We start from the raw sequence: 22447 nt of genomic DNA, 5'->3' as shown, positions 1-22447 counted from the left end.
TTACACCCCGCATATCAAGCTGGGCTAGGCTCGATGCATGCCCCTTCGTGCTCCGTCCGTAATACTTCCGCTTGGAGCAACGCTCATGGCCGCGTTGCTGATTGGCGGCTGCTCTGCAATCCCGAGCAGCAATCAAGAACCAGCAACCCCGCAGTCTTCCGTTCAGTCCTCATCGGATCCGGCTTCAAGTCCAACCGCGGAGGATAGCTCTGCCGCACCGTCGGGTCCCGAAGAACTCTCGCTGATGGTCACCGGAGACGTCTTGCTGCATCCTCAGCTATTGGATGAAGCCGAGAAGGCAGCTGGCGCACAATCGGGCAATGGCGAGGACTACGATTTCAGCCCATTGCTGGCGGGCCTGGCCCCCTATGTCCAGGACGCGGATGTGGCGCTTTGCAATCTGGAGACACCAATTGGTATCCCTCCGTATTCCGGGTATCCGCGGTTCACCGTCCCGGAACAAATCCTCACCGATCTCGAAGCCATTGGCTACGACGGATGCACCACTGCCACCAATCACACGGTCGATGCCGGTACGGCCGGAGTCGAACGAACACTCGATGCGCTGGAGTCCAATGGGCTGTTTGCGACAGGCTCCTACCGCAATGAAAAGGACTCCGAAAAACCGTCCATCCTGGAAACAAACGGGGTGAAGCTCGGGGTAGTAACCAGCACCTATTCGCTTAACGGACTGCCGAAAGCAGCTCACTGGCAGGTCGATACCGGAGTGGATGCGCAGGAGCTGATTACCCGGGGCAAGGAAACGCGCAAGTCCGGAGCGGACATCGTGGTGGCAGCCGTGCACGATGGAGCTGAATACACCACCGAGCCGACCGCCTCGCAAAGAAAACTCGGCCAGGCCCTGGCAGAATCTGGCGTCTTCGATTTCATCTACATGCACCACACCCACTCGGTCCTGCCCATTGAGAAGCACGACGGAACCTGGATCGTCTACGGTTTGGGAAACTCTGTGGCCAAGCATGCAACGCCGACCATTCTCAACCGCGAAGGCATCAGCGTGAAGGCAACATTCACCCAGGACGAACCTGGCGAATGGGAGGTCAGCAACTTGCGGTGGGTTCCGCACCAGTTGTCGAACGGGCCGGTAGCGTGGTGCCAAGTCTTCAACGCTGATGGATGCGTTCCGGAAGCTGATGGGCAAGCGTCCCTGAAGCGCAGTGAAGCCACCGTAAATGCCTATGGCGCCCTTGAGGATGGACTGCAGGCGTGGACGCTGGACTGAGCTAGCTAGCGTCTGGGCCACGCTTCCCATGCACCGTTTGGAGGCAGAATCGCTTGCGCCTTGGCCAGCTGGGCCGGCGATATGTCATCGAGGCCGCCGGATTGCTCACTGAATCCCGTCTCCTTGGCAACGAAAAGATGCACGAGGCGGCCAGCGCCGATATTCAAGGACTCGCCAAATGTTCTGGACACGGCTGCCCCCACCTGGGCTTCCAGTTCCTCGATCATCTCGGGAACGTGTTCATCGCAGGCGTCGCAACCGCAGGTCGGGAAAACCGCGTGGTAAAGCGCACCGAGCTCCAGATGCACCCCGGGAAAGGTCGTAAGGATCATGCCCAATGGAGCGCAGCGCGAATTCACCGGAAGGTTCCGGACAGAACTCACCACGGTGTCCGGCGGAATCCGCAGTTCGGCGGCCAACCCGGGATCTTCGAAGCAGCGCACCTCGAATTGCTCCTGCATCCAGCTCAGCAACGCCCGGGCAACTTGCTGCACTGGGGCAAAACGCTGGGGGTGGGCGGTTACCGAGTAGCTGTCGTCAGCTGCCTGCCCATCCCATCGTTGGCCGTAGGCGATCGGGGTCCCAAGCTCGTCGAAGTACTCCCCGGGGACGTTGTCCGGCCGCTGGTAGCCAAGGAGCATGCCCAGTTCCTCCTTCCGCATCAAAGACCGGCGATCAGTGGATTAATGCCCGAATTCATCTGAATCCGTGAAGGGGCCGACTCCGGTATCCATGGCATCGATGGTGGCCATGTCCTCCGGGCTGAGCTGGAAGCCGAAAATGTCCAGGTTCTCACTTTGCCGGCGCGGATCGGCCGATTTCGGTGCCGCGGCTCGTCCGGACTGGACATGCCAGCGCAGGGTCACCTGGGCGGTGCTCTTCCCATGCGCTCGGGCAATCCGTGCCAGGGCGGGATCCGAAAGGAACCCGGACTTCTTGCGTCCCAAGGGGGAATAGGCCTCGGTGCGCACCCCATGTTCGGTATTGAATGCTTGCCAATCGGCGCTTTGCCGCTCAGGGTCCACCTGGATCTGGTTCAGTGCCGGCACGAGCCCGGCATCGAGGACCTTCTGCAACTGGTAGGGCTTGAAATTCGAGACGCCGGCGGCCCGGATCTTGCCCTCGGCAACGAGCTTGTCCAGCTCAATGAAGGCTTCCACGTAGGTGTTCTGCTGCGGGTTTGGCCAATGGGATGGAACAGGTCCACATAGTCGAGGCCAAGGCGGGACAGGGAGTTGTCCAACGCCTGGCGTACGCCCTGGGCCGAATGCCACATCTTGTTGAACTTGGTAGTGACGAACAATGCATCGCGGTCAAGCCCGCTTAGCGCCAAGGCCTGGCCTACGGCATCCTCGTTCTCATAGTTCTCCGCCGTGTCCACGCGGCGGTAACCCGTATCCAGGGCCGAACGGACCGCGGCAACCGCCTCCTGGCCGCGCAGGGGCCACGTGCCCAAGCCAATGGAAGGCATGCTCACGCCACCGGCAAGTTCGAGGGAAGAAATATCAGCAGTCATGTTCCCGAACCTACCAAGCTTCACAGGCTGCCGGGAGATTGCACCGAAGAATCCGCGACACACCGGGAAACAAAACCGGCGCACGGGGTCCATGGGTTTAACGTTGTTTCGGCGCATTTCCGTGTTGCCAGCCACCGAACACCATGAAGGTTACAACCATGCCGAAAATAGGCGTCCTCGCTCTCCAAGGGGACTTCCGTGAACATCTTGCTTCTCTGGAGCGGCTTGGGCAACCTGCTCAGATGGTGCGCACTGTCGAGGATTTGGCGCAGGTTGACGCGCTGGTGCTTCCCGGCGGCGAGTCCTCGGTGATCGACCGGCTCTCCCGCAACTACGGGCTGGCCGATCCCATCAAGGAACGCATCGCCGAAGGGATGCCGGTCTACGGCTCCTGCGCTGGAATGATCATGCTGGCCGATCGCATCGAGAACCCCGCCATCGCGCGGGATGGCGCGGTCCAGCAAAGCTTCGGCGGCATCGACATGACGGTGAAGCGCAATGCCTTCGGGCGCCAGGTCGACTCGTTCGAGCACCAGCTGGACTTCAACGGGCACACTCTCGAAGCGGTGTTCATCCGCGCCCCGGAAGCCGTGCAACTCGGCCCGGACGTCGAGGTGATCAGCACCGTTCAAGCCGGGCCGAATGACGGACAGGGTAGAATTGTTGCAGTACGCCAGGGAAAATTGTTGGCAACCAGCTTTCACCCGGAAGTCACCGGCAGCACAGCTATCCATCAATTTTTCATCAATCTCACGCGAGGAGACGCTTAAAGCATGTCAGGCCACTCCAAATGGGCAACTACCAAGCACAAGAAGGCTGCGATCGACGCCAAGCGCGCCAAGGCCTTCGCGAAATTCATCAAGGGCATTGAAGTTGCCGCCCGCGCCGGCGGAGCCGACATGGCCGGCAACCCGGCACTGGAACTTGCTGTCAGCAAGGCCAAGAAGAACTCCGTGCCGATCAACAACATCGACCGCGCAATCAAGCGTGGCGCCGGCCTGACCGGTGAGGTCGTCGACTACACCGAGATCATCTACGAAGCACGCGGCCCGCAGGGCTCGGCGCTGCTGATCGAGTGCCTGACCGACAACAAGAACCGCGCTGCCTCCGAGGTTCGCGTGGGCATCACCCGCAATGGCGGCACCGTCGCCGACCCGGGATCGGTGGCCTACCTGTTCAACCGCCAGGGCGTAGTCCGCCTGCCCAAGGGCGAGCTGACCGAAGATGACCTGCTGATGATCGTGCTGGATGCCGGTGCCGACGAGATCCTGGACGAGGACGAGAACTTCGCCATCGTGTGCGATCCTTCGGACCTGCGCGCGGTCGCAGCGGCGCTGGACGAGAACGAGATCGCCTACGAATCCGACGAAATGGAATTCCTGCCGTCGATGAAGGTGGAACTGGATGTCGACGGAGCACGCAAGTTCCTGAAGCTCTACGACGCGCTGGAAGAACTGGACGATGTCCAGGGCATCTACACCAACGCCGACCTGTCCGATGAGGTTCGCGCCGCATTGGACGAAGAGCAGTAGGGCTTGGCCTTACGTGTTGTCGGCGTCGACCCCGGCCTGACCCGTTGCGGTCTTGCCGTGGTCGACGTCGCTGCAAACAGGCAGGTTTCGCTGGTGGACGTCACCGTCGCCGGCACCCCGCCGGGCACCCCGCTCGACGCCCGGCTCTTGACGATCTCCAACGCGATCGAGGCGTGGCTGGACCAGCACCAGCCCGACGTGCTAGCCCTGGAACGCGTGTTCGCTTCGGCGAACGTCTCCACGGTCATCGGCACAGCCCAGGTCACCGGCGTGGTGATCACCGCTGCTGCACGACGGGGCATTCCTGTTGCGCTGCATACGCCGACCGAGGTCAAGGCAGCGGTGACCGGTTCTGGTCAGGCGACCAAGGCGGCGATCGGCAAGATGATTGCCAAGATCTGCCGGCTTGATGAACCGCCCAAGCCTGCCGACGCCGCTGACGCGGTGGCCCTGGCGATCACCCACGGCTGGCGCGGAGCGGCCACCGGCTCGAACGCCTCGGCCTCTGCGGTGCATGCCGGCGGGTCCTCGCAGCTGACAGGTGCTCAGCAGGCATGGATCGCCGCCGAAGCTTCAGCCAAGCGCCGAGCGGTGCGCCGCTAGCCGGCGGCCGGGAAATAACCTCGACCCACCGGGAGACACGGAGGATCGATATTCGTAGGTATCTTCGATAAACTGGGTTCGATCGAACATACATCCCAAGGAGTGGCATGATCAGCTCATTGACCGGCACCGTGCAGGCGGTTGCACTGAACACCGCGGTAATCGACGTTAACGGCTTCGGAATGCTGGTCAACGCCACCCCCGGAACGCTGTCCGGCCTGCATCAAGGGCGCGAGGCGACGGTCTTCACCTCCATGGTGGTGCGCGAGGACTCCATGACCCTCTTCGGCTTCGCCACCGCGGAGGAGCGGGATGTCTTCGAGGTCCTGATCTCCGTGTCGGGCATCGGGCCGCGCACCGGCCTGGCCATCCTGGCCGTGCATTCTCCCGAAGAAGTGCGCATCGCGGCGAACACGAAGGACACCGCCGCATTCACCAAGGTGTCCGGCATCGGCCCCAAGGGCGCCAGCCGCATCGTGCTGGAACTGAACGGCAAGCTGGTCCCGACCGGCGCGCCAGTGGCGCCGGTGTCCGGCGGAGGTACCGCCAGTGTCTGGGAACCGCAGGTGATCGAGGCGCTGACCGGGCTGGGCTGGAGCGAAAAGGATGCAACCAGCACCCTGAAATCGCTGTCCAAGGCCGACCCGGATGTCGTGGCCACCGGCAACGTCGCTGAAATCCTGCGTGCCGCGCTGCGCAGCATGTCCAGCGGAACCCGCGTCTAAGCGGTCTGCGAGAGGATCGACTTTTCATGAATGACTCCACCGGGCTCACGAACGCCGGCAGCGAACCCGAAGAACGGGTTATCGAAGCTGCCCTGCGCCCGCGGAACCTCGACGACTTCGTCGGCCAATCCCGGGTGCGCCAGCAGCTTTCGCTGGTACTCGAAGCAGCCAAGATCCGCGAACGCACCGCGGACCACGTACTGCTCTCGGGTCCGCCCGGGCTGGGCAAGACCACTTTGTCGATGATTATCGCCGCCGAGATGAACGCGCCATTGCGCATCTCATCCGGCCCGGCAATCCAGCACGCCGGCGACCTGGCCGCGATCCTCTCTTCGCTGACCGAGGGCGAGGTGCTGTTCTTGGATGAAATCCACCGCATGTCGCGGCCTGCCGAAGAAATGCTCTACATGGCGATGGAAGACTTCCGCGTAGACATCGTCGTCGGCAAGGGGGCTGGCGCTACCGCGATTCCCCTGGAGCTGCCGCCGTTCACGCTCGTTGGGGCCACCACGCGCGCGGGCCTGCTGCCCGGGCCGCTGCGCGACCGCTTCGGCTTCACCGGGCACCTGGAGTTCTACGCGGTCAAGGAACTCGAGCTGGTACTGCGCCGTTCGGCAATGATGCTGGATCTGAGCGTGACCTCAGCTGCCTTCACCGAGATCGCCGGTCGATCCCGCGGAACCCCGCGCATCGCCAACCGCCTGCTGCGCCGCGTGCGCGACTGGGCCCTGGTGCACAAGCTCGAAGAGATCGATGCCAAGGCAGCAGCTGCCGCCCTGGACATGTACGAGGTCGATGCGCGCGGACTGGATCGCCTGGACCGCGGAGTGCTGGAAGCACTGTGCACGAAATTCGGCGGGGGACCGGTGGGGCTGTCGACCCTGGCTATTGCCGTGGGTGAAGAAACTGAGACCGTCGAAACCGTCGCCGAGCCATACCTGGTGCGCGAAGGATTGATGGGCCGCACTCCGCGAGGGCGTATCGCCATGCCCGGAGCCTGGGAGCATCTGGGATTGGCCATGCCCAAGGATGCCATCTTCACCAGTGCGCAAAGCTATGAAAACGATGAGGATTAGGCAAGCATTACTTCACTGCCCGCGTAAATGGCCTGCCGGTTCACCGTGACCCATTAGACTAAAGACGCCCGACCTGTGCCCATTTCAGGGCACGGTGGGGCGTCTTTGCTGTTTCGCGCCAGAAAATGGCGCAACGGCATCCCAGAATTCCAGATCAAATCGCAACGAATCGTTAGCAGGTAAATACGTGAATCCTCTCGTAATCGCACAGGCCGCTGGTGGCAGCTTCAACCCTTCGCTGATCCTGATGGTGGCCCTGTTTGCAGTGCTGATCTTCATGATGTTCCGTGGCCGCAAGAAGCAGGCCGCCCAGCAGGAGAAGCTGAAGACCAACACCGTTCCAGGCGCCAAGGTGATGACCAACTCGGGAATCTTCGGCACCGTCGTCGGTGTAGACGCAGAGGATCGCGTACAGGTTGAGGTTTCGCCAGGCGTGGTGCTGACCCTGCACCGCCAGGCCATCGCCACCTTCCTGGACAAGGATGCGGCAGCCCCGGCCGCTACCGACGAACCAGCAGCACCCTCCAGCACCACCGAAACCCCGGAAGAGTCCCTGCGTCGCTTGAACGACGAGGGCAAGGACGAGCGCAACGCCTAAGTCCCGGGCAGTATAGCGGTGGCCTGAAGGCTAAGCCACCCGAACCAGAAAGCACATTAGATGTCATCAATCAGACCTGTTAAGCAGGCGCGCAAAGCGTTGCTGTGGTTGCTGGTCGTCTTCATCATCGCAACCGGCGTGTTGGTGGGTGGTGCGGTGAACGGCAAAACCGGATGGGGGCCGAAGCTGGCCCTCGACCTCGAAGGCGGCACCGAGATGATCCTGGCCCCTCGGGTCCAGGGCGACGAGGCGATCAACCAAGAGCAGCTGGACCAAGCGGTGGAGATCATCCGCCAGCGCGTGGACGGTTCCGGTGTCACCGAATCGGAAATCACCACCCAGTCCGGACGCAACGTCGTGGTCTCGATGCCCGGTACCCCGGACCAGACCACCCGCGATTTGATTCAGGCCTCGGCCAACATGGAATTCCGCCCGGTGCTGATCACCGGTGGCTTCGCGGCCACTCCGAAGGAAGACCGCACCCCCAAGGAAGACCTGCCAAAGCCTAGCGGCAAGCCGGAGAATCCATCGGATACCAACTGGATCACCCCAGAGCTGTTCCAGGAGTTCGAAGGCTACGACTGCGAGGTAGAGCTCAAGGATCGCGGTGGCGAAGCCGCCGACCCAGACAAGCCAATGATCTCCTGCGACCGCGAGATGGGCGTGAAGTACATCCTCGGCCCGCAGGAAATCTCCGGTGACATGATCAAGGACGCCTACGCCCAGTTGGCCCGCGGCGTCAATGGATCGGTGACCGGCGAATGGGTCGTCGTTATCGAGTTCAACGCCGAAGGCACCAAGCTCTTCGCAGATACCACCCAGCGTCTGATTGCCCTGCAGGGGTCGCAGAACCAGTTTGCTATCGTGCTTGATGGCGAAACCATTTCGGCGCCAACCACCAATGCAGTGATTTCCGATGGCCGTCCGCAGATTTCCGGCGGTTTCACCCAGGAAAGCTCGCAGGCGTTGGCCGAGCAGCTGAAGTACGGCGCGCTGCCAATCAGCTTCGACATCCAGTCCGAGCGCCAGGTTTCCGCAACCCTGGGGGCTGACCAGCTGACCGCTGGCCTCATCGCCGGCATCATTGGCCTGGTTCTGGTCTTCATCTACTCGCTGTTCCAGTACCGGGCCTTGGGCCTGGTGACCATCGCGTCGCTGCTGGTTTCCGGCGTGCTGACCTACCTCAGCCTGGTCCTGCTCGGCTGGGGCATGAACTACCGCCTGTCGCTGGCAGGCGTCGCCGGCCTGATCGTTGCCATCGGCCTCATCGCCGACTCGTTCATCGTATACTTCGAGCGCGTGCGCGATGAGCTGCGCGAAGGCAGGCCGCTGGCAAGTGCCGTGGATATCGGCTGGAAGCGCGCCAAGCGCACCATTCTGGCATCCAAGGCAGTGAACGTGCTGGCCGCAATCGTGCTCTACATCGTTGCCGTGGGCAACGTGCGAGGCTTCGCCTTCACCCTGGGCCTGACCGCCATCATCGACCTCATCGTCGTGTACGGCCTGACCCACCCGACCTTGGTGCTGCTGGCACGCACCAAGTTCTTCGCCAACGGCCACCCGATGTCGGGCATGGATCCATCGTTGCTTGGCGTCAAGCCGCTGTACCAGGGCGCGGGCAAGGTTCGCCGCTTCGATGAGAATGTTGCGGCAAATCGCGGCAAGAAGAATGCGAAGGCATCGGCTGAGGCAGCGAAGCGCATGACCATTGCCGAACGCCGCCGTGCACAGGCCGAGCAGTCCGCTGGCTCGAACGCGTCTGGCAGCACGCAGGCCAAGGCCCAGGAGGAGAACAATGAATAAGCTAGTCACTTGGGGCAACGAGCTCTACACCGGCAAGCGTTCCTACCCGTTCACTTCCAAGCACCGCTTGTGGTTCCTGATCGCCGGCATCCTGGTGATCCTGTCCATCCTGATCCCGGTGGTCAAGGGCGGATTCAATCTGGGTATCGACTTCCGCGGCGGTTCCGAATTCACCGTTTCGGATGTGCAGAACACGGATATCTCGATTGGCGAAGAGACGGTCAGCTCGGTGGCTTCGGGATCTGAGGCAACGGTGACCAATATTGCTCCGGGCACCATGCGCGTGCAGACCGAGCGTTTGAGCGATGACCAGACCCTGGCCATTGCCGATCAGCTCGCGAAGAACTACGGCGTCAGCAGCGACGAAGTGACCAGCAACTTCATCGGCCCGACCTGGGGCGAAGACGTTTCACGCCAGGCATTGTTTGGCCTGGTCGTCTTCGTGGTCCTGGTGGGCTTGCTGATGGCAGCCTACTTCCGCACCTGGAAGATGTCGCTGGCAGCGATCGTCGGCCTGATGGCAGTGGTGATCGTGACTGGGGGCGTCTACTCGCTGACCGGTTTCGAAATCACGCCGAGCGCGATCATCGGCTTCCTGACCATCCTGAGCTACTCGCTGTATGACACCGTGGTGGTTTTCGACAAGGTCCGCGAAAACACCAAGGACTACACCCAGCAGACCAAGCGCACCTTCGAGCAGCTGGTCAACCTCGCGGTGAACCAGACCCTGGTCCGCTCGATCAACACCTCGGTTGTTGCCGTGCTGCCGGTGGCCGCGATCCTGTTCATCGGCTCCTACCTGCTGGGAGCCGGTACGCTCAAGGACCTGTCCTTGGCGCTGTTCGTCGGCATCATCGTCTCGGCCCTGTCGACCCTGTTCGTCCAGGCACCGATGTTCCACTGGCTGCGCCACAAGGACGAGGACGTGGTTGCGCACGACAAGAAGATGGCAGCGCTCTAACGCAATCTGAAGTCTGGAAAATGGTGCCCCCGGCAGATGCCGGGGGCACCATTTCGCTTAAGCTGGAAGATGCGTAATTAGTTGTCACCGCGCGAACGTGCTATAACGTTTGAACTAAAGAAGGTGTTTTTCAAGTGCACGGCCACCGGTGATCTGGCGGCCCGAAACTACCGATGGATTTGACCGGGCTCCATTCAGGCTTCGGGACAATTCCAACGGCAACGGGAAGGAGCGGGGCATGGCGAATACGCCTAACCTGAACAATTCGAAACGACGCTCTATCTCTCGTTTGGTGCGCTTTGCAGGCCGGGGGAGCACCCCGAGCACATCGCCGACTCTCGAACCGCTGCTGCGCACGGTCAAGTCGAAGCATCCGAAGGCGGATCTGGATTTGCTGGTCCGTGCCTACGAGGTCGCAGAAAAATATCATGAGGGCCAAAAGCGCAAGAGCGGCGACCCCTACATCACGCACCCTGTCGCGGTCGCCACGATCTTGGCAGAGATGGGCATGACCGGTTCGATTCTCGCCGCCGCCTTGCTGCATGACACGGTCGAAGACACCGAGTACTCCCTGGAGTCGGTCAAGAAGGAATTCTCCGAAGAAATCGCCATGCTGGTGGACGGCGTGACCAAGCTGGACAAGGTCACCTACGGCGATGCGGCCCCCGCCGAAACCGTGCGCAAAATGGTCGTCGCAATGTCCCGCGACATCCGCGTGCTGCTGATCAAGCTGGCCGACCGCCTGCACAATGCCCGCACCTGGCGCTACGTCTCGCCGGAATCCTCCTCCCGCAAGGCAAAGGAAACCCTGGAAATCTTCGCTCCGCTGGCACACCGCCTGGGCATGAACACGGTCAAATGGGAGCTGGAGGACCTGTCCTTCGCCGCTTTGCATCCCAAGGTCTACCAGGAGATCGTCCGCATGGTCGGCGACCGCACCCCTGAACGCGAAAAGTACCTTTCATCAATCCGCCAGACCCTTTCGCGCGATCTGGGAGATGTGGCCATCCACGCCTCGGTATCCGGCCGGCCCAAGCACTACTATTCGATCTACCAGAAGATGATCGTGCGCGGCAAGGACTTCGACGACATCCACGACCTGATGGGCGTGCGGATCCTGGTCGACACCGTCAAGGACTGCTACGGCGCGCTGGGCGTCGTGCACGCGGAGTGGAATCCGCTACCCAACCGCTTCAAGGACTACATCGCCATTCCGAAGCTGAATCTCTACCAGTCGCTGCACACCACGGTGATGGGTCCCGAGGGCAAGCCCGTGGAAATCCAGATCCGCACCCATGACATGCATGTGCGCGCTGAATACGGCGTCGCCGCGCATTTCCAGTACAAGCATGGCCAGACCGACAACTCCATGCTCTCTCCGGAGCAGAACATGGATTGGCTGCGGTCTTTGATGGAATGGCAGGCTGATACCGCCGACTCCGAAGAATTCCTGGACGGGCTGCGCTACACCATCAGCTCCGCCGAGGTCTACGTGTTCACCCCGAAGGGCGACATCATGTCCCTTCCAGTTGGGGCAACACCGGTGGACTTCGCCTACTCGATCCACACCGACGTAGGGCACCGCACCATCGGTTCGCGCGTCAATGGCAAGCTCGTGCCCCTGCATACCGAACTCAAGCAGGGCGATGTGGTGGAGGTCTTCACCTCCAAGGCCGAAGGCGCCGGCCCATCCCAGGACTGGCAGAACTTCGTCAAGTCGCCGCGGGCCAAGGCGAAGATCCGCGGCTACTTCTCCAAGGAGCGCCGCGAAGAGGCCATCGAAAAGGGCAAGGAGCTGCTGACCAAGGAACTGCGTCGCAACCAGCTGCCGTTGCAGAAGCTGATGACGCACGATTTGCTCACCGCGGTAGCCAACGAGCTGCACCACACTGACATTTCTGCCCTGTACCAATCGGTGGGCGACGGCCATACCAGTGCGCAAAACGTCATCGAGCATCTAACGGCTCTGATCGGCCCGCCAGAAGCCGAACAGGTCGATGAGGAAGCGGTAATCCACCCGGTCGCTCCTAGCCCGTCTACGGGCAATGAGGCCGGCGTGATCGTCGAAGGCCTGGGCGACGTGCTGGTCAAGCTGGCGCGTTGCTGCACCCCCGTGCCGCCAGACGAGATCCAAGGGTTCGTCACCCGAGGCGCCGGCGTCTCGGTGCACCGCACGGATTGCCTGAACCTGACGCAGCTCGCCCAGCAGCCCGATCGGCTCGTCAACGTCACATGGGCCACCAAGCACCACGGCGTGTTCCTGGTCGAGATCCAGGTCGAGGCGCTGGACCGCAAATCGCTGCTTTCCGACGTGACCCGGATCCTTTCCGAAAGCCACCTGAACATCCTCTCCGCCAGTGTGCAGACCAGCAAGGACCGTGTTGCCATTTCGCGCTTCGCCTTCGAAATGGGCGACCCGAAGTTCCTGAGCCACGTGCTGAACCAGGTGCGGCGGATTGATGGCGTCTACGATGTCTACCGCACCACTGCGGGATCGCGCCGGTAACTTGCCTGGCCGGCCCCGCGGCCTATGCGGCCTGTGCTGTGCCGGAGAAGGACTGCACCAGGCGCAGCGCCCTGGATCGTTCAGGTGACGGATCCTCGCTATCCAGCGCCTGCCGGATCAAATCCAAGTTCAGGTAGGGGTCTGCCAGGGATATGACGGTGCCCAGCACCCGGCTGGCAATGGGCAATGGATCATATTTGGCGCAATCGCAGGCGCTGCGCAATGCCGTGGTGACCTTGAGTCGGCTGCGGAACACCATCTGCGTATCCGGCACCTGCATCTGGGCGAATTCGGCCTTCAGGCCGTGCCCGGGATAAAAGGGCCGATGGTAGTTCTTGGTGTAGACGCACAAGGTGAAGACCGAGGGCAAGAGCCCGTGGATCCAGGCCGCGGTCTGCCGCGCCAGCACGGCATCGCGGTCCAATTCCCGGCCGCAGGCGAAGCCCGCAATGCGGGCACGCACCGAGGCGTTGACTTGGATGCTGCTGGGCAGGAAGTAGTCACCAAGCACCTCGCGCAATAAGCCGTTGGAAGCCATGGCGTCCAACTCATTGCGGGTGAACATCTCGCCGGCGATCCAGAGATCCCCGGGAATGCGCAACGCGGCGGCGCGGGGTCCGGTAGCTGCGGAATTTCTCGTTTCCATAGAGCTACTGAACCAGTCCGCACCGCCGCGTTGGCGGGTTGCAAGCGATCTGTGGATTACTTACTGGAAGTCGGCTGCCGACTTTTCCAAGGTGCTCAGCCACATGCGGCGTGCATCCAGGGCTTCCTGGGCTGCCGCGATCTGCTTGGCATTGCCCTTGGCCTGCGCTGCTGCCAGATCATCTTCCAGAGCGGCGATGGTGTCCTGCAGCTGCGAGAGCATGGAGTTGGAACGGGCCTTGGTCTCCGGGTTGGAACGGCGCCACTGCTCGTCTTCGGCACCCTTGACCGCGTCCTCGACCTGGCGCAGTGCCGACTCGATGCGCTGCAGGTCGTTGCGCGGCACCTTGCCGGCTTCTTCCCAGCGGGTGCGGATCGAATCCAGCTCCTTCTTGGCGGCGGCCAGGTCCTTGATCGGAAGCAGCGCGCGGGCTTCTTCCAGCAGGGCTTCCTTCACCACGAGGTTCTGGGCGTACTCTTCATCGATCTTGGCGTTGGCCGCGGCGCGAGCTTGGAAGAAAACGTCCTGGGCGGCGCGGAAACGGCTCCACAGCTGGTCATCGTCCTTGCGCGAGGCGCGGCGCGACTTCTTCCACTCATCCATGAGCTTGCGGTACTCGGCGGCCGTGGCAGCCCAGTCGGTCGAACCCTGCAGCGCCTCGGCGCGGGCGATCAGTTCTTCCTTCACTTCCTTGGCTGCCGCGTTGGTCGAATCCAGTTGCGAGAAGTACGCGCGGCGGTGGCGGTCGAAGGTGGTGCGAGCCGAACGGAACCGCTTCCACAGCGCATCCTCGGTGGCGCGTGGCAGGCGGACCGAGGAACGCTGCGCGCCCTTCCAGGCATCGAACAGCTCATTCATCGTGGCCGAAGCGGTCTTCCACTGGATCTGCTCCGGGCGCTTGGCGGCCAGCGCTTCGGCCTGCTCGACAATGGCTTCGCGGGCAGCGAGCTGCTCGGCACGCGCCTCGTCGTTGGCCTTGCGCTGTTCGCTGGCCAATGCCTCGACGGCGACGCGGACATCTTCCAGGCGGGATTCCAGTGCCGGGATGTCGCCGACCATATGGCGTTCGGCGACGGTGGCCGAGAGCGCCTGCACAGCCTTGCTGAGCTCGCCGGCCGGGGCCTTGGCGACAACACGCTGCTCCAGCAGCATCAGCTGCGAGAGCGCGTCATCGTATTTGCGCACGAAGTAGCCAAGGGCTTCTTCCTGGGTTGCGTCCGGGTACTGGCCCACGGGCGACTCGGTGCCGTCTATGATAACGAAGACGTGGCCGTCCTCGGTCACGCGGGCGAACTTGGCCGCTTCATCGAGGGGAGTGGTGTGTGCGACGCTTGGCGCTACAACCGGCTTTGCGGCAGGCTTCTGCGCCTGTGGCAAGGGGGTCTTCTGGCTGTCGTCGGATTGCTGACTGGTGGTCACCGCTGAAACTCTTTCACTTTACGAGCACTTGCTTTAGCCAACTCTACCTGTGACCTCCGCTTCTTAGTAAGCCGACGTGCACAGGTTTCTCGGGTTTCGGGCTATAAGATGGGTAGGTAGCCCAATTTGCACTAAGGAGTTTCATGGCACGCAAGGCCTCACTATCAGGTTTCCCGGAATGGCTTCCAGCCGAACGGGCTGTCGAACAGCACGTGCTGGACACCTTGCGCCATGTCTTCGAACTGCATGGATTCGCCAATATCGAGACCCGTGCCGTGGAAACCCGCGCGCAGCTGCTGCGCAAGGGCGAAATCGACAAGGAAGTCTACGGACTGTCTCGCCTGGCCGCCGAGGATGACAAGAACGATCCGAACGCCCTGGCCCTGCACTTCGACCTCACCGTGCCTTTCGCCCGCTACGTGGTGGAGAACGCCGGACACCTGGCTTTCCCGTTCCGCCGCTACCAGATGCAGAAGGTGTGGCGCGGCGAACGCCCGCAGGATGGCCGTTTCCGCGAATTCACCCAGGCAGATATCGACGTCGTGGGCGATGGCGCCCTGCCCTTCAGCTACGACGTGGAACTGGCGCTGACCATCGCAGATGCGCTTTCCGCCCTGCCGATCGGAGATTTCCGCCTGCGCGTGAACAACCGCAAGCTGGCCGAGGGCTTCTACCGCGGCCTGGGCCTGGAGGATCCGGACGCGGTGCTGCGCGCCATCGACAAGCTGGAGAAGATCGGCGACGACGCAGTCGCCAAGATCCTCATCGAAGAAGTCGGCGCCACCGCCGAGCAGGCCGCCGCCGCCCTGGCCCTGGCCAAGATCCGCACCCTGGACACCTCCTTCATTGAGCAGGTCCGCGCCCTGGGCGTGACGCACGAGCTGCTGGACACCGGCCTGGATGAGCTCTCGCAGGTCATCGACGCCGCGTCCAAGCGCGCACCGGGCAAGGTCATGGCCGATCTGTCCATCGCCCGCGGCCTGGACTACTACACCGGCACCGTGTACGAGACCGTGCTGGTGGGCCATGAGTCGCTGGGTTCGATCTGCTCGGGAGGCCGCTACGAATCATTGGCTTCCAAGGGGAAGAAGAACTACCCTGGCGTGGGCCTGTCCATCGGCGTCACCCGCCTGGTCTCGCGCATCCTGGCCGAAGAGGTGGTAACCGCGAGCCGTTCGGTGCCGTCGGTGGTATATGTCACCTTGGCCAACGAGGACTCCTGGCACGAAGCTCAGGATGTCGCTGCGCAGTTGCGCGAGCGCGGTATTGCCTGCGAGGTCGCGGCCAGCGCCGAGAAGTTCGGCAAGCAGATCAAATACGCTGATCGCCGCGGGATTCCGTTCGTGTGGTTCACCCACGCCGACGGCACCCACGAGGCCAAGGACATTCGCTCCGGCGAGCAGGTGACCGCCGATCCGGCCACCTGGATGCCGGCCGAAGCAGATCTGAAGATCGCCATCAGCTAGTTTCAGGGCTTTGCCGCCCGCCCGCGTACCAGCAATGGTGCACTAAACTTCATGGGAAGAAACTTTCCACACAAACCGAAAGGATCGTAGTGCTACGCACTCATCAGCTGGGCGTCTTGAACGCCGAGCACATTGGACAGCAAGTCACCCTCACCGGCTGGGTCGCACGCCGCCGTGACCACGGCGGAGTCGCCTTCCTGGATTTGCGCGACGCCTCGGGCGTGGCCCAGGTCGTCGTGCGCGATGAAGAGGACTTCCACCCGCTGCGCAATGAGTTCGTCCTGCAGATCACCGGCAACGTCGAGCGCCGCCCGGAAGGCAACGAGAACCCGAACCTGCCAACCGGCGAGATCGAGGTCATCGCGGACACCGTGACCGTGCTGAACACCGCCGCTCCGCTGCCTTTCCAGGTTGATGAGCACGTCGAGGTCGGCGAAGAGGCGCGCCTGCGCCACCGCTACCTTGATCTGCGCCGCCCGACCCCGGCACGCAACATCCGCCTGCGCTCCGAAGCCAATCGCGTCGCCCGCAACCTCCTGCACGATGAGGGCTTCATCGAAATCGAGACCCCGACGCTGACCCGCTCCACCCCGGAAGGCGCCCGCGACTTCGTCGTGCCTGCACGCCTGACCCCGGGCTCCTGGTACGCGCTGCCGCAGTCCCCGCAGCTGTTCAAGCAGCTGCTGCAGGTTGGCGGCTTCGAGAAGTACTACCAGATCGCCCGCTGCTACCGCGACGAGGACTTCCGCGCGGACCGCCAGCCGGAGTTCACCCAGCTGGACATCGAGGCATCGTTCGTCGAGGAAGACGACATCATCGCGCTCGGCGAGAAGCTGGTTACCGAACTGTGGAGCCTGATCGACGTCCAGGTGCCGACCCCGATCCGCCGCATGGCCTACTCCGAGGCGATGGCCAAGTACGGTTCGGACAAGCCGGACCTGCGCTTCGGCCTGGAACTGACGGAGATGACCGAGTACTTCGCGAACACCTCCTTCAAGGTGTTCCAGTCCGAGTACGTCGGCGCCGTAGTCATGCCTGGCGGCGCATCCCAGCCACGCCGCACCCTGGACGCCTGGCAGGAATTCGCCAAGCAGCGCGGTGCCAAGGGCCTGGCCTACGTGCTGATCAAGGAAGATGGCGAGCTGGCAGGCCCAGTGGCCAAGAACCTGTCCGACGAGGAGAAGGCCGGCCTGGCCGCGGCCACCGGCGCCTCTGCTGGCGACTGCATCTTCTTCTCCGCCGGCAAGAAGAACGAATCCCGCGCGCTGCTTGGCTCGGTCCGTGTCGAGATCGGCCACCGCACCGGCCTGATCAAGGACGGCGACTGGGCCTTCGTCTGGATCGTTGATGCACCGATGTTCGAAGCCGCTTCCGACGCTGTCGCTTCCGGCGACGTGGCAGTGGGTGCCGGTGCCTGGACCGCTGTGCACCACGCGTTCACCAGCCCGAAGCCTGAGTTCATGGATACCTTTGACACCGATCCTGGCTCGGCCCTGTCCTATGCCTACGACATTGTCTGCAACGGCAATGAAATCGGCGGCGGCTCGATACGTATTCATCAGCGCGACGTGCAGGAGCGTGTCTTCAAGGTCATGGGCGTGACCCAGGAGCAGGCCGACACCCAGTTCGGCTTCCTGCTCGAGGGCTTCAAGTACGGCGCCCCACCGCATGGCGGCATTGCCCTGGGCTGGGACCGCGTGCTGCAGCTGCTGACCAACTCGGAGTCCATCCGCGACGTCATCGCGTTCCCGAAGACCGGTGGCGGCTTCGATCCGCTGACCCAGGCTCCTGCGCCAATTACCCCGCAGCAGCGCAAGGAAGCCGGCATCGACTTCAAGCCGGAGAAGAAGAAGGCTGAAGAGGGCGATAAGGCTGAAGCAGATGCCAAGTAGCACCTGCTGAAATCTTTTCTAGAGGGCTGGGAACACTCCATCAAAGAGTTTTCCTGGCCCTCTTCGTTTGCTCTAGGGTCTCGCGGTATATCGCAGTGATGCTTATATTGGCCACATGAGAGATTTTGATGTCTTTCCTGACACCTCCGGTGGTTTCGATTTCCTCCTCGACGGTGTTTTCCTAGGAGATATGGTCGCCGATGCTTGTGGGGAGCGGCCGCCTTACATTTCGTTGCTGCGTCGAAGCTTGTCTGGCGCTGGGCTAGGCGAACAGTTCGCCAGACTCCTCGGGCTGCAGCCGGGGCCCTACTATCCAACAAGAATTTGGCTATATTTTTGCTCTGAGTGCTTCGACGAAGGATGTGGCGGTATCAGCGCTAATATAACGTTTTCCGATTCGCTAGTAGTCTGGTCCAAATTTTCGTTTGACTCCGAAGCTGAAGACGGGGAGAGAGAACAAGAGCTCCTGGACGAAGAGGACCAGCTTTCTGCAATTCCGGACCTCGTGTTTGATCGTCAACAATACGAGAAAGTGTTGAACAACCTAAAAGTAGAACTTTCGAAACCGCTTTTGCCGCTAGCTCGATTCATTGACAGTAGGGGACTTCGACCACGATTGCGCAAGAGGTAGTAAGAAGCTGCCGAAGTTGAGTGGAATTTTTGTTGCTCCACCTATCGAACGACATCTGGGATTAGGCCTGCCTCCAGCAAATTTCAGGTGCGGCGCATAGGATGGACATGCCGGGCTTCCGGCGTGTTCGTGCCCTGCCAGTATGCAACAACTAGCTTGAACCACCTTTAGAGTTCGCTAAGCGGTACCATCCAGCTGCGCATCCACGATTCCACGCCGGAGCCCGGCACTTTGTTGCATTGAGTCAAAAACTAAACTAGGTTGAAAACTGACCTAGTAACGCAACGCGAGGAAACGTCTGATGAGCGCACACCAGGAAACGAGTGCATCCGCACTGATCATTGATGCCTATGCACCCGAAGATCGGGAATGGGCAGAGCAATTCCATGCGGCTCTCATACTTGCCGATGCCAGCGAAGAGCAGTGCACGCAGGAATTATCTGCGCAGCTCGAATCCATTCAATCCAGTGGACACGGCGCCGAAGAACTGCTCGGAAACGGTTGGCTCTTTGGCAAAGAGCGCGCCCGCGAAATCAAGAGTCCGGAGCAACTTGCCCTTGATGATCTGCCGGTAGACAGCTTCCGCACCTTGAATCAGGGATTCGGTTTTCTCATGGGCGCCATGGCGATCGGATTCGGGACCTGGATTGCAATCAGGGATGGATGGCTTCATCAAAGTTGGTTGTACTGGCAGCTAGCCGCTTTCATCGCTGGTGGTTCCATCGCACTGATTGGCACAGGCTTCGCCTACCTGAGAATGGCCGCGCGTTTCAGGAGCGCATGGCGCTTATTAGTGATCGGCATTCCTGCCACAGCGCTAGTCGTAGCTCCGATTCTCATGGTGGCGGGGGACCATGACGTGATCCCCATGTGGAATTTTGTGGTCCCGGCACTGGGCCTTCTCCTTGCAGCCGGCGTGTTCTTCCTTCCCGAAACTGGAAAGGTGACAGCATCTGATACAGAAATCGCCAGCGAGTACCGCGATCCAGAGGCGTGGTTCGCGCAGGCGCAGAGAATTCTGCGTGGCCGGTACGGGTTCAGCAAATGCGAGGTAGGCAGTGCGCTGGCCGATGCCAAGCAAGATTGGCTGGTTGCCAAAGAGGCAGGTCGACCAGTTGACGTCCTCGTGGATTTAGGCACCCCCAATGAATTTTCCATCATGGTAGCCCCGAGCAACACTGCGGCAATACGCAGGCGTTGGTATTTGAAGAACTGTGCCTTCTTGGCGTTATTCGCTTTCTATCTGATCGGACGCATCGAGCTGCTACTGACCGAAGGATTCGCTTGGTGGGATGCCAGCCTAGGCATTTTGTGCCTCCTGCTAATCGCCTTCTATCTGACCAGATTGCTGCCGTCGAAGCGCGATGCGCACGTCCGCGAAAAGCATCTGGCGCTGCAGCAATCCGCTGAAGCAGTTGCGGAACGACGGGACAATATCTAGTGCATGCAAAAGGTCTTGCTAGTTCTCCGCACGCTGCAAAGAAGGGTTGAGGATGGGCACAGGTTCACGATTTCCGGCTAGTTGGCAACGTGCCATGCTGCCCATGCTCCTGCTTGACCAGCTCGCAGCTGGCCCTGCTCACGGCTATGCCATTTCCAAGGCACTTGAGGGCAGGGGACTCGACCCGCTCAAGGGTGCGACTCTGTATCCCGCCCTGGGCAAGCTCGAGGCATCAGGATGGGTAAGTACCATGTGGGAAGAAGGCCAGAGCGGTCCCGGGCGCAAGGTCTACGAACTGACCAGTTCGGGGAAGGCAGAACTTGACGAGCAGAAACGGCTATTCAGCCAATTCGCGCAACTGGCTGTGGGCGGCTGAAACCTACGGGCGATGCAATTAGGCCAGATCGGCCGAATCCACGATCACCGTGAAAGGCCCGGAATTCACCAGCGACACATTCATCATCGCCCCGAACTTCCCGGTCTCCACGTGGGCCCCCAGCTCCCGCAGGTAGGACACGAAGTACTCGTAGAGCGGTTCGCTCACCGGGCCCGGCGCGGCATTGGACCAGGACGGGCGCCGGCCCTTGCGCACCGAGCCGTAGAGCGTGAACTGGCTGATCACCAGCAGCGGAGCGGCAGAGGACTCTGCACTGGATTCGTCCTTCAAGATCCGCAGCCGCCAGATCTTCTCCGCAACCTTGCGCGCCGTTGCTTCATCATCGTCATGGGTGACCCCCAGCAGGATCACCAGCCCGGGGGAAGCGAGACGGCCTACGATCTCCCCTTCGATTTCGACGTGGGCGGTGCTGGCGACCTGGACGACGGCGCGCATGGAGCAAGTCCTTTCAAGAGGCGGTGTGTGAGTGCGACGACGTGTTGGCTTGCGCCGCGCGACTACCAGAGTATCGGTAGGCTTAGGGGGTGAGCGATTTGTTCGATTCCTTGTCCGATGATCAGCACGATGGGAGCACCTCCCAAGTCAACCGGCCGCGTCCGCCGCTGGCGGTTCGCATGCGCCCTCGATCCCTGGACGAGCTGGTTGGCCAGCAGCACCTCTTGGGTCCCGGCTCTCCGCTGCGCCAGCTCGCCGAGCATCCGGAAACCGGCCTGGCAGGCCCGGCCAGCGTGATCCTCTACGGCCCTCCGGGGATCGGCAAAACCACCATCGCCCACGTGATCGCCCGCGCCACCGACCGCAAGTTCGTCGAGCTCTCCGCGATCACCGCAGGCGTCAAGGACGTGCGCCGGGTCATCGAACAGGCGAAGGACGACCGAGATCTGCGCGGGATCACCACCGTCTTGTTCCTCGATGAGATCCACCGCTTCAACAAGGCCCAGCAGGATGCCCTGCTGCCCGGCGTGGAGAACCGTGTTGTCGTCCTAGTAGCCGCGACGACCGAAAACCCTTCCTTCTCGGTGATTTCTCCGTTGCTCTCGCGCTCCTTGCTGCTGACCTTGCGCCCGCTGACCGACGGCGACCTGTCCACCTTGCTCGAGCGTGCTGTAGCCGACGAGCGCGGCTTCGATGGACAAGTGATCCTGGACGACGAGCAGCGCGAGGCGATTGTCCGCCTGGCCCAGGGCGATGCGCGCCGCTCGCTCACCGTGCTGGAGGCCGCCGGCGCGGTCGCCTGGAACGCCGCCGGGAAGGATGTCGCACCGCCGGTGCACATCACCGCAGGCCATGTGCAGCTGGCCATGGACCAGGCGGTACAGCGCTACGACAAGGATGGCGACCAGCATTACGACATCATCTCCGCGTTCATCAAGTCCATCCGCGGCTCGGATGTGGACGCTGCCCTGCACTATCTGGCCCGCATGCTCTCCGCAGGGGAGGACCCCCGCTTCATCGCCCGCCGGCTGATGATCTCGGCCTCGGAAGACATCGGCATGGCCGATCCCACCGCGCTCCCGCTCGCGGTCGCCGCCGCCCAGTCGGTTCAGCTCACCGGCATGCCCGAAGCGCGGATCATGCTTGGCCAGGCGACAGTGCATCTGGCCACCGCTCCGAAGTCCAACGCCTCCTACAACGCGATCAACGCCGCCCTGGCCGATGTGTCCGAAGGCAAGGGCTCGCTGGTACCCGACCACCTGCGCGACGCGCATTATCCAGGTGCCAAATCGCTGGGCCACGGGGTGGGCTACATCTACTCGCACGATGCGCTGCATTCCATCGCTACCCAGCAGTACCTGCCCGATGACCTGGTGGGCACCAACTATTACACGCCCACCAATAACGGCGCCGAAAAGACCCTTGGGTCCCGCCTGGCCCGCTTGCGCGAGATAATCCGCGGCAAGGATCCGCTGCGCTCCAAGGGCAAGCGCTAAGTGTGCGCTAGGACTCAGCGAAAGCAACGGCGTTTTCGTGTAAACTTGATCTTTGGCTGGC

General features: G+C 62.0%; 21 protein-coding genes and 1 pseudogene. 16 read left to right on the top strand and 6 right to left on the bottom strand.

Annotation, left to right across the window (positions count from 1 at the left end; translation table 11 throughout):
• Window positions 1–85: 85 nt before the first annotated feature.
• Window positions 86–1243: a CapA family protein gene (locus ATK23_RS05685; protein ID WP_245858306.1), complete on the top strand. Its 1158-nt coding sequence runs from the start codon at window positions 86–88 to the stop codon at window positions 1241–1243.
• A gap of 5 nt (window positions 1244–1248) precedes the next feature.
• Here the strand turns inward: ATK23_RS05685 and ATK23_RS05680 are convergent, their stop codons facing one another.
• From ATK23_RS05680 to ATK23_RS16710, 3 genes and pseudogenes are all read right to left on the bottom strand, one after another.
• A complete protein-coding gene (locus ATK23_RS05680) occupies window positions 1249–1884 on the bottom strand; it encodes a DUF6226 family protein (protein WP_157066321.1) in 636 nt (211 codons plus the stop codon).
• Window positions 1885–1926: 42 nt separating this feature from the next.
• Window positions 1927–2403 carry an aldo/keto reductase gene (locus ATK23_RS16715; RefSeq protein WP_322787519.1) on the bottom strand — a complete coding sequence of 159 codons (477 nt, stop codon included), beginning with the start codon at window positions 2401–2403 and terminating at the stop codon, window positions 1927–1929.
• 95 nt (window positions 2404–2498) lie between these two features.
• Window positions 2499–2714, bottom strand: a pseudogene (locus ATK23_RS16710) (aldo/keto reductase); the annotation flags it as partial.
• A 203-nt stretch (window positions 2715–2917) separates the two neighbouring features.
• On the opposite strand from ATK23_RS16710, the gene pdxT reads away from it, so the two are divergent.
• The 9 genes from pdxT to ATK23_RS05630 all read left to right on the top strand — a co-directional run bounded on the left by pdxT (window position 2918) and on the right by ATK23_RS05630 (window position 12563).
• Entirely contained in the window at window positions 2918–3529 is a 612-nt protein-coding gene (gene pdxT, locus ATK23_RS05670) for a pyridoxal 5'-phosphate synthase glutaminase subunit PdxT (protein ID WP_083515440.1), read from the top strand.
• Between the two features lie 3 nt (window positions 3530–3532).
• Window positions 3533–4291, top strand: a complete 759-nt coding sequence (locus ATK23_RS05665; RefSeq protein ID WP_066138502.1) for a YebC/PmpR family DNA-binding transcriptional regulator — start codon at window positions 3533–3535, stop codon at window positions 4289–4291.
• Window positions 4292–4294: 3 nt separating this feature from the next.
• The gene (ruvC, locus tag ATK23_RS05660; protein WP_066138501.1) at window positions 4295–4894 is read left to right on the top strand and encodes a crossover junction endodeoxyribonuclease RuvC; all 600 of its coding nucleotides are present in this window, start codon (window positions 4295–4297) and stop codon (window positions 4892–4894) included.
• A 107-nt stretch (window positions 4895–5001) separates the two neighbouring features.
• The gene (ruvA, locus tag ATK23_RS05655; RefSeq protein WP_066138500.1) at window positions 5002–5619 is read left to right on the top strand and encodes a Holliday junction branch migration protein RuvA; all 618 of its coding nucleotides are present in this window, start codon (window positions 5002–5004) and stop codon (window positions 5617–5619) included.
• A gap of 26 nt (window positions 5620–5645) precedes the next feature.
• The gene (ruvB, locus tag ATK23_RS05650) at window positions 5646–6695 is read left to right on the top strand and encodes a Holliday junction branch migration DNA helicase RuvB (RefSeq protein WP_066138499.1); all 1050 of its coding nucleotides are present in this window, start codon (window positions 5646–5648) and stop codon (window positions 6693–6695) included.
• A gap of 187 nt (window positions 6696–6882) precedes the next feature.
• Window positions 6883–7293: a preprotein translocase subunit YajC gene (yajC, locus tag ATK23_RS05645; protein ID WP_066138498.1), complete on the top strand. Its 411-nt coding sequence runs from the start codon at window positions 6883–6885 to the stop codon at window positions 7291–7293.
• A gap of 60 nt (window positions 7294–7353) precedes the next feature.
• Window positions 7354–9096, top strand: coding sequence for a protein translocase subunit SecD (gene secD, locus ATK23_RS05640; protein ID WP_066138497.1), 1743 nt, complete (start codon window positions 7354–7356; stop codon window positions 9094–9096).
• Window positions 9089–10057, top strand: coding sequence for a protein translocase subunit SecF (gene secF, locus ATK23_RS05635; protein ID WP_066138496.1), 969 nt, complete (start codon window positions 9089–9091; stop codon window positions 10055–10057). The genes secD and secF overlap by 8 nt, the downstream gene beginning before the upstream one ends.
• A gap of 238 nt (window positions 10058–10295) precedes the next feature.
• The gene (locus ATK23_RS05630; protein ID WP_066138495.1) at window positions 10296–12563 is read left to right on the top strand and encodes a RelA/SpoT family protein; all 2268 of its coding nucleotides are present in this window, start codon (window positions 10296–10298) and stop codon (window positions 12561–12563) included.
• Between the two features lie 22 nt (window positions 12564–12585).
• On the opposite strand, the gene ATK23_RS05625 is transcribed toward ATK23_RS05630, so the two are convergent.
• Complete coding sequence (locus ATK23_RS05625; RefSeq protein ID WP_157066320.1) at window positions 12586–13209, bottom strand: hypothetical protein; 624 nt, start codon at window positions 13207–13209, stop codon at window positions 12586–12588.
• Window positions 13210–13269: 60 nt separating this feature from the next.
• Window positions 13270–14628 carry a DUF349 domain-containing protein gene (locus tag ATK23_RS05620; RefSeq protein ID WP_066138493.1) on the bottom strand — a complete coding sequence of 453 codons (1359 nt, stop codon included), beginning with the start codon at window positions 14626–14628 and terminating at the stop codon, window positions 13270–13272.
• Between the two features lie 143 nt (window positions 14629–14771).
• Between ATK23_RS05620 and hisS the strand changes: the two genes are divergently transcribed.
• From hisS to ATK23_RS05595, 5 genes are all read left to right on the top strand, one after another.
• A complete protein-coding gene (hisS, locus tag ATK23_RS05615) occupies window positions 14772–16094 on the top strand; it encodes a histidine--tRNA ligase (RefSeq protein ID WP_038991164.1) in 1323 nt (440 codons plus the stop codon).
• 89 nt (window positions 16095–16183) lie between these two features.
• Complete coding sequence (aspS, locus tag ATK23_RS05610) at window positions 16184–17986, top strand: aspartate--tRNA ligase (protein ID WP_066138492.1); 1803 nt, start codon at window positions 16184–16186, stop codon at window positions 17984–17986.
• A gap of 115 nt (window positions 17987–18101) precedes the next feature.
• Window positions 18102–18617 (top strand): hypothetical protein, encoded by a 516-nt coding sequence (locus ATK23_RS05605; protein WP_066138491.1) that lies wholly within the window; start codon window positions 18102–18104, stop codon window positions 18615–18617.
• Between the two features lie 301 nt (window positions 18618–18918).
• The gene (locus tag ATK23_RS05600) at window positions 18919–20058 is read left to right on the top strand and encodes a hypothetical protein (RefSeq protein WP_066138490.1); all 1140 of its coding nucleotides are present in this window, start codon (window positions 18919–18921) and stop codon (window positions 20056–20058) included.
• Between the two features lie 94 nt (window positions 20059–20152).
• Window positions 20153–20434: a PadR family transcriptional regulator gene (locus tag ATK23_RS05595; protein ID WP_245858305.1), complete on the top strand. Its 282-nt coding sequence runs from the start codon at window positions 20153–20155 to the stop codon at window positions 20432–20434.
• 18 nt (window positions 20435–20452) lie between these two features.
• On the opposite strand, the gene dtd is transcribed toward ATK23_RS05595, so the two are convergent.
• Window positions 20453–20890, bottom strand: coding sequence for a D-aminoacyl-tRNA deacylase (gene dtd / locus ATK23_RS05590; protein WP_066138488.1), 438 nt, complete (start codon window positions 20888–20890; stop codon window positions 20453–20455).
• A gap of 89 nt (window positions 20891–20979) precedes the next feature.
• Between dtd and ATK23_RS05585 the strand changes: the two genes are divergently transcribed.
• Window positions 20980–22386: a replication-associated recombination protein A gene (locus tag ATK23_RS05585; RefSeq protein WP_083515439.1), complete on the top strand. Its 1407-nt coding sequence runs from the start codon at window positions 20980–20982 to the stop codon at window positions 22384–22386.
• Window positions 22387–22447 lie beyond the last annotated feature (61 nt).

The sequence above is a fragment of the Glutamicibacter nicotianae genome, from assembly GCF_002797775.1.
Classification (GTDB): domain Bacteria; phylum Actinomycetota; class Actinomycetes; order Actinomycetales; family Micrococcaceae; genus Glutamicibacter; species Glutamicibacter nicotianae.
The sequence above is the reverse complement of the archived record's forward strand: the minus strand, read 5'-3'. Positions and strand labels throughout refer to the sequence as shown.

Bases quoted from the DNA above. Each gene is read 5' to 3' on its own strand.
- ATK23_RS05685 (WP_245858306.1), top strand. From the start codon at position 86: ATGGCCGCGTTGCTGATTGGCGGCTGCTCTGCAATCCCGAGCAGCAAT.
- ATK23_RS05680 (WP_157066321.1), bottom strand. From the start codon at position 1,884: ATGCTCCTTGGCTACCAGCGGCCGGACAACGTCCCCGGGGAGTACTTC.
- pdxT (WP_083515440.1), top strand. From the start codon at position 2,918: ATGCCGAAAATAGGCGTCCTCGCTCTCCAAGGGGACTTCCGTGAACAT.
- ATK23_RS05665 (WP_066138502.1), top strand. From the start codon at position 3,533: ATGTCAGGCCACTCCAAATGGGCAACTACCAAGCACAAGAAGGCTGCG.
- ruvA (WP_066138500.1), top strand. From the start codon at position 5,002: ATGATCAGCTCATTGACCGGCACCGTGCAGGCGGTTGCACTGAACACC.
- ruvB (WP_066138499.1), top strand. From the start codon at position 5,646: ATGAATGACTCCACCGGGCTCACGAACGCCGGCAGCGAACCCGAAGAA.
- secD (WP_066138497.1), top strand. From the start codon at position 7,354: ATGTCATCAATCAGACCTGTTAAGCAGGCGCGCAAAGCGTTGCTGTGG.
- secF (WP_066138496.1), top strand. From the start codon at position 9,089: ATGAATAAGCTAGTCACTTGGGGCAACGAGCTCTACACCGGCAAGCGT.
- ATK23_RS05630 (WP_066138495.1), top strand. From the start codon at position 10,296: ATGGCGAATACGCCTAACCTGAACAATTCGAAACGACGCTCTATCTCT.
- ATK23_RS05625 (WP_157066320.1), bottom strand. From the start codon at position 13,209: ATGGAAACGAGAAATTCCGCAGCTACCGGACCCCGCGCCGCCGCGTTG.
- hisS (WP_038991164.1), top strand. From the start codon at position 14,772: ATGGCACGCAAGGCCTCACTATCAGGTTTCCCGGAATGGCTTCCAGCC.
- ATK23_RS05605 (WP_066138491.1), top strand. From the start codon at position 18,102: ATGAGAGATTTTGATGTCTTTCCTGACACCTCCGGTGGTTTCGATTTC.
- ATK23_RS05600 (WP_066138490.1), top strand. From the start codon at position 18,919: ATGAGCGCACACCAGGAAACGAGTGCATCCGCACTGATCATTGATGCC.
- ATK23_RS05595 (WP_245858305.1), top strand. From the start codon at position 20,153: ATGCTGCCCATGCTCCTGCTTGACCAGCTCGCAGCTGGCCCTGCTCAC.
- dtd (WP_066138488.1), bottom strand. From the start codon at position 20,890: ATGCGCGCCGTCGTCCAGGTCGCCAGCACCGCCCACGTCGAAATCGAA.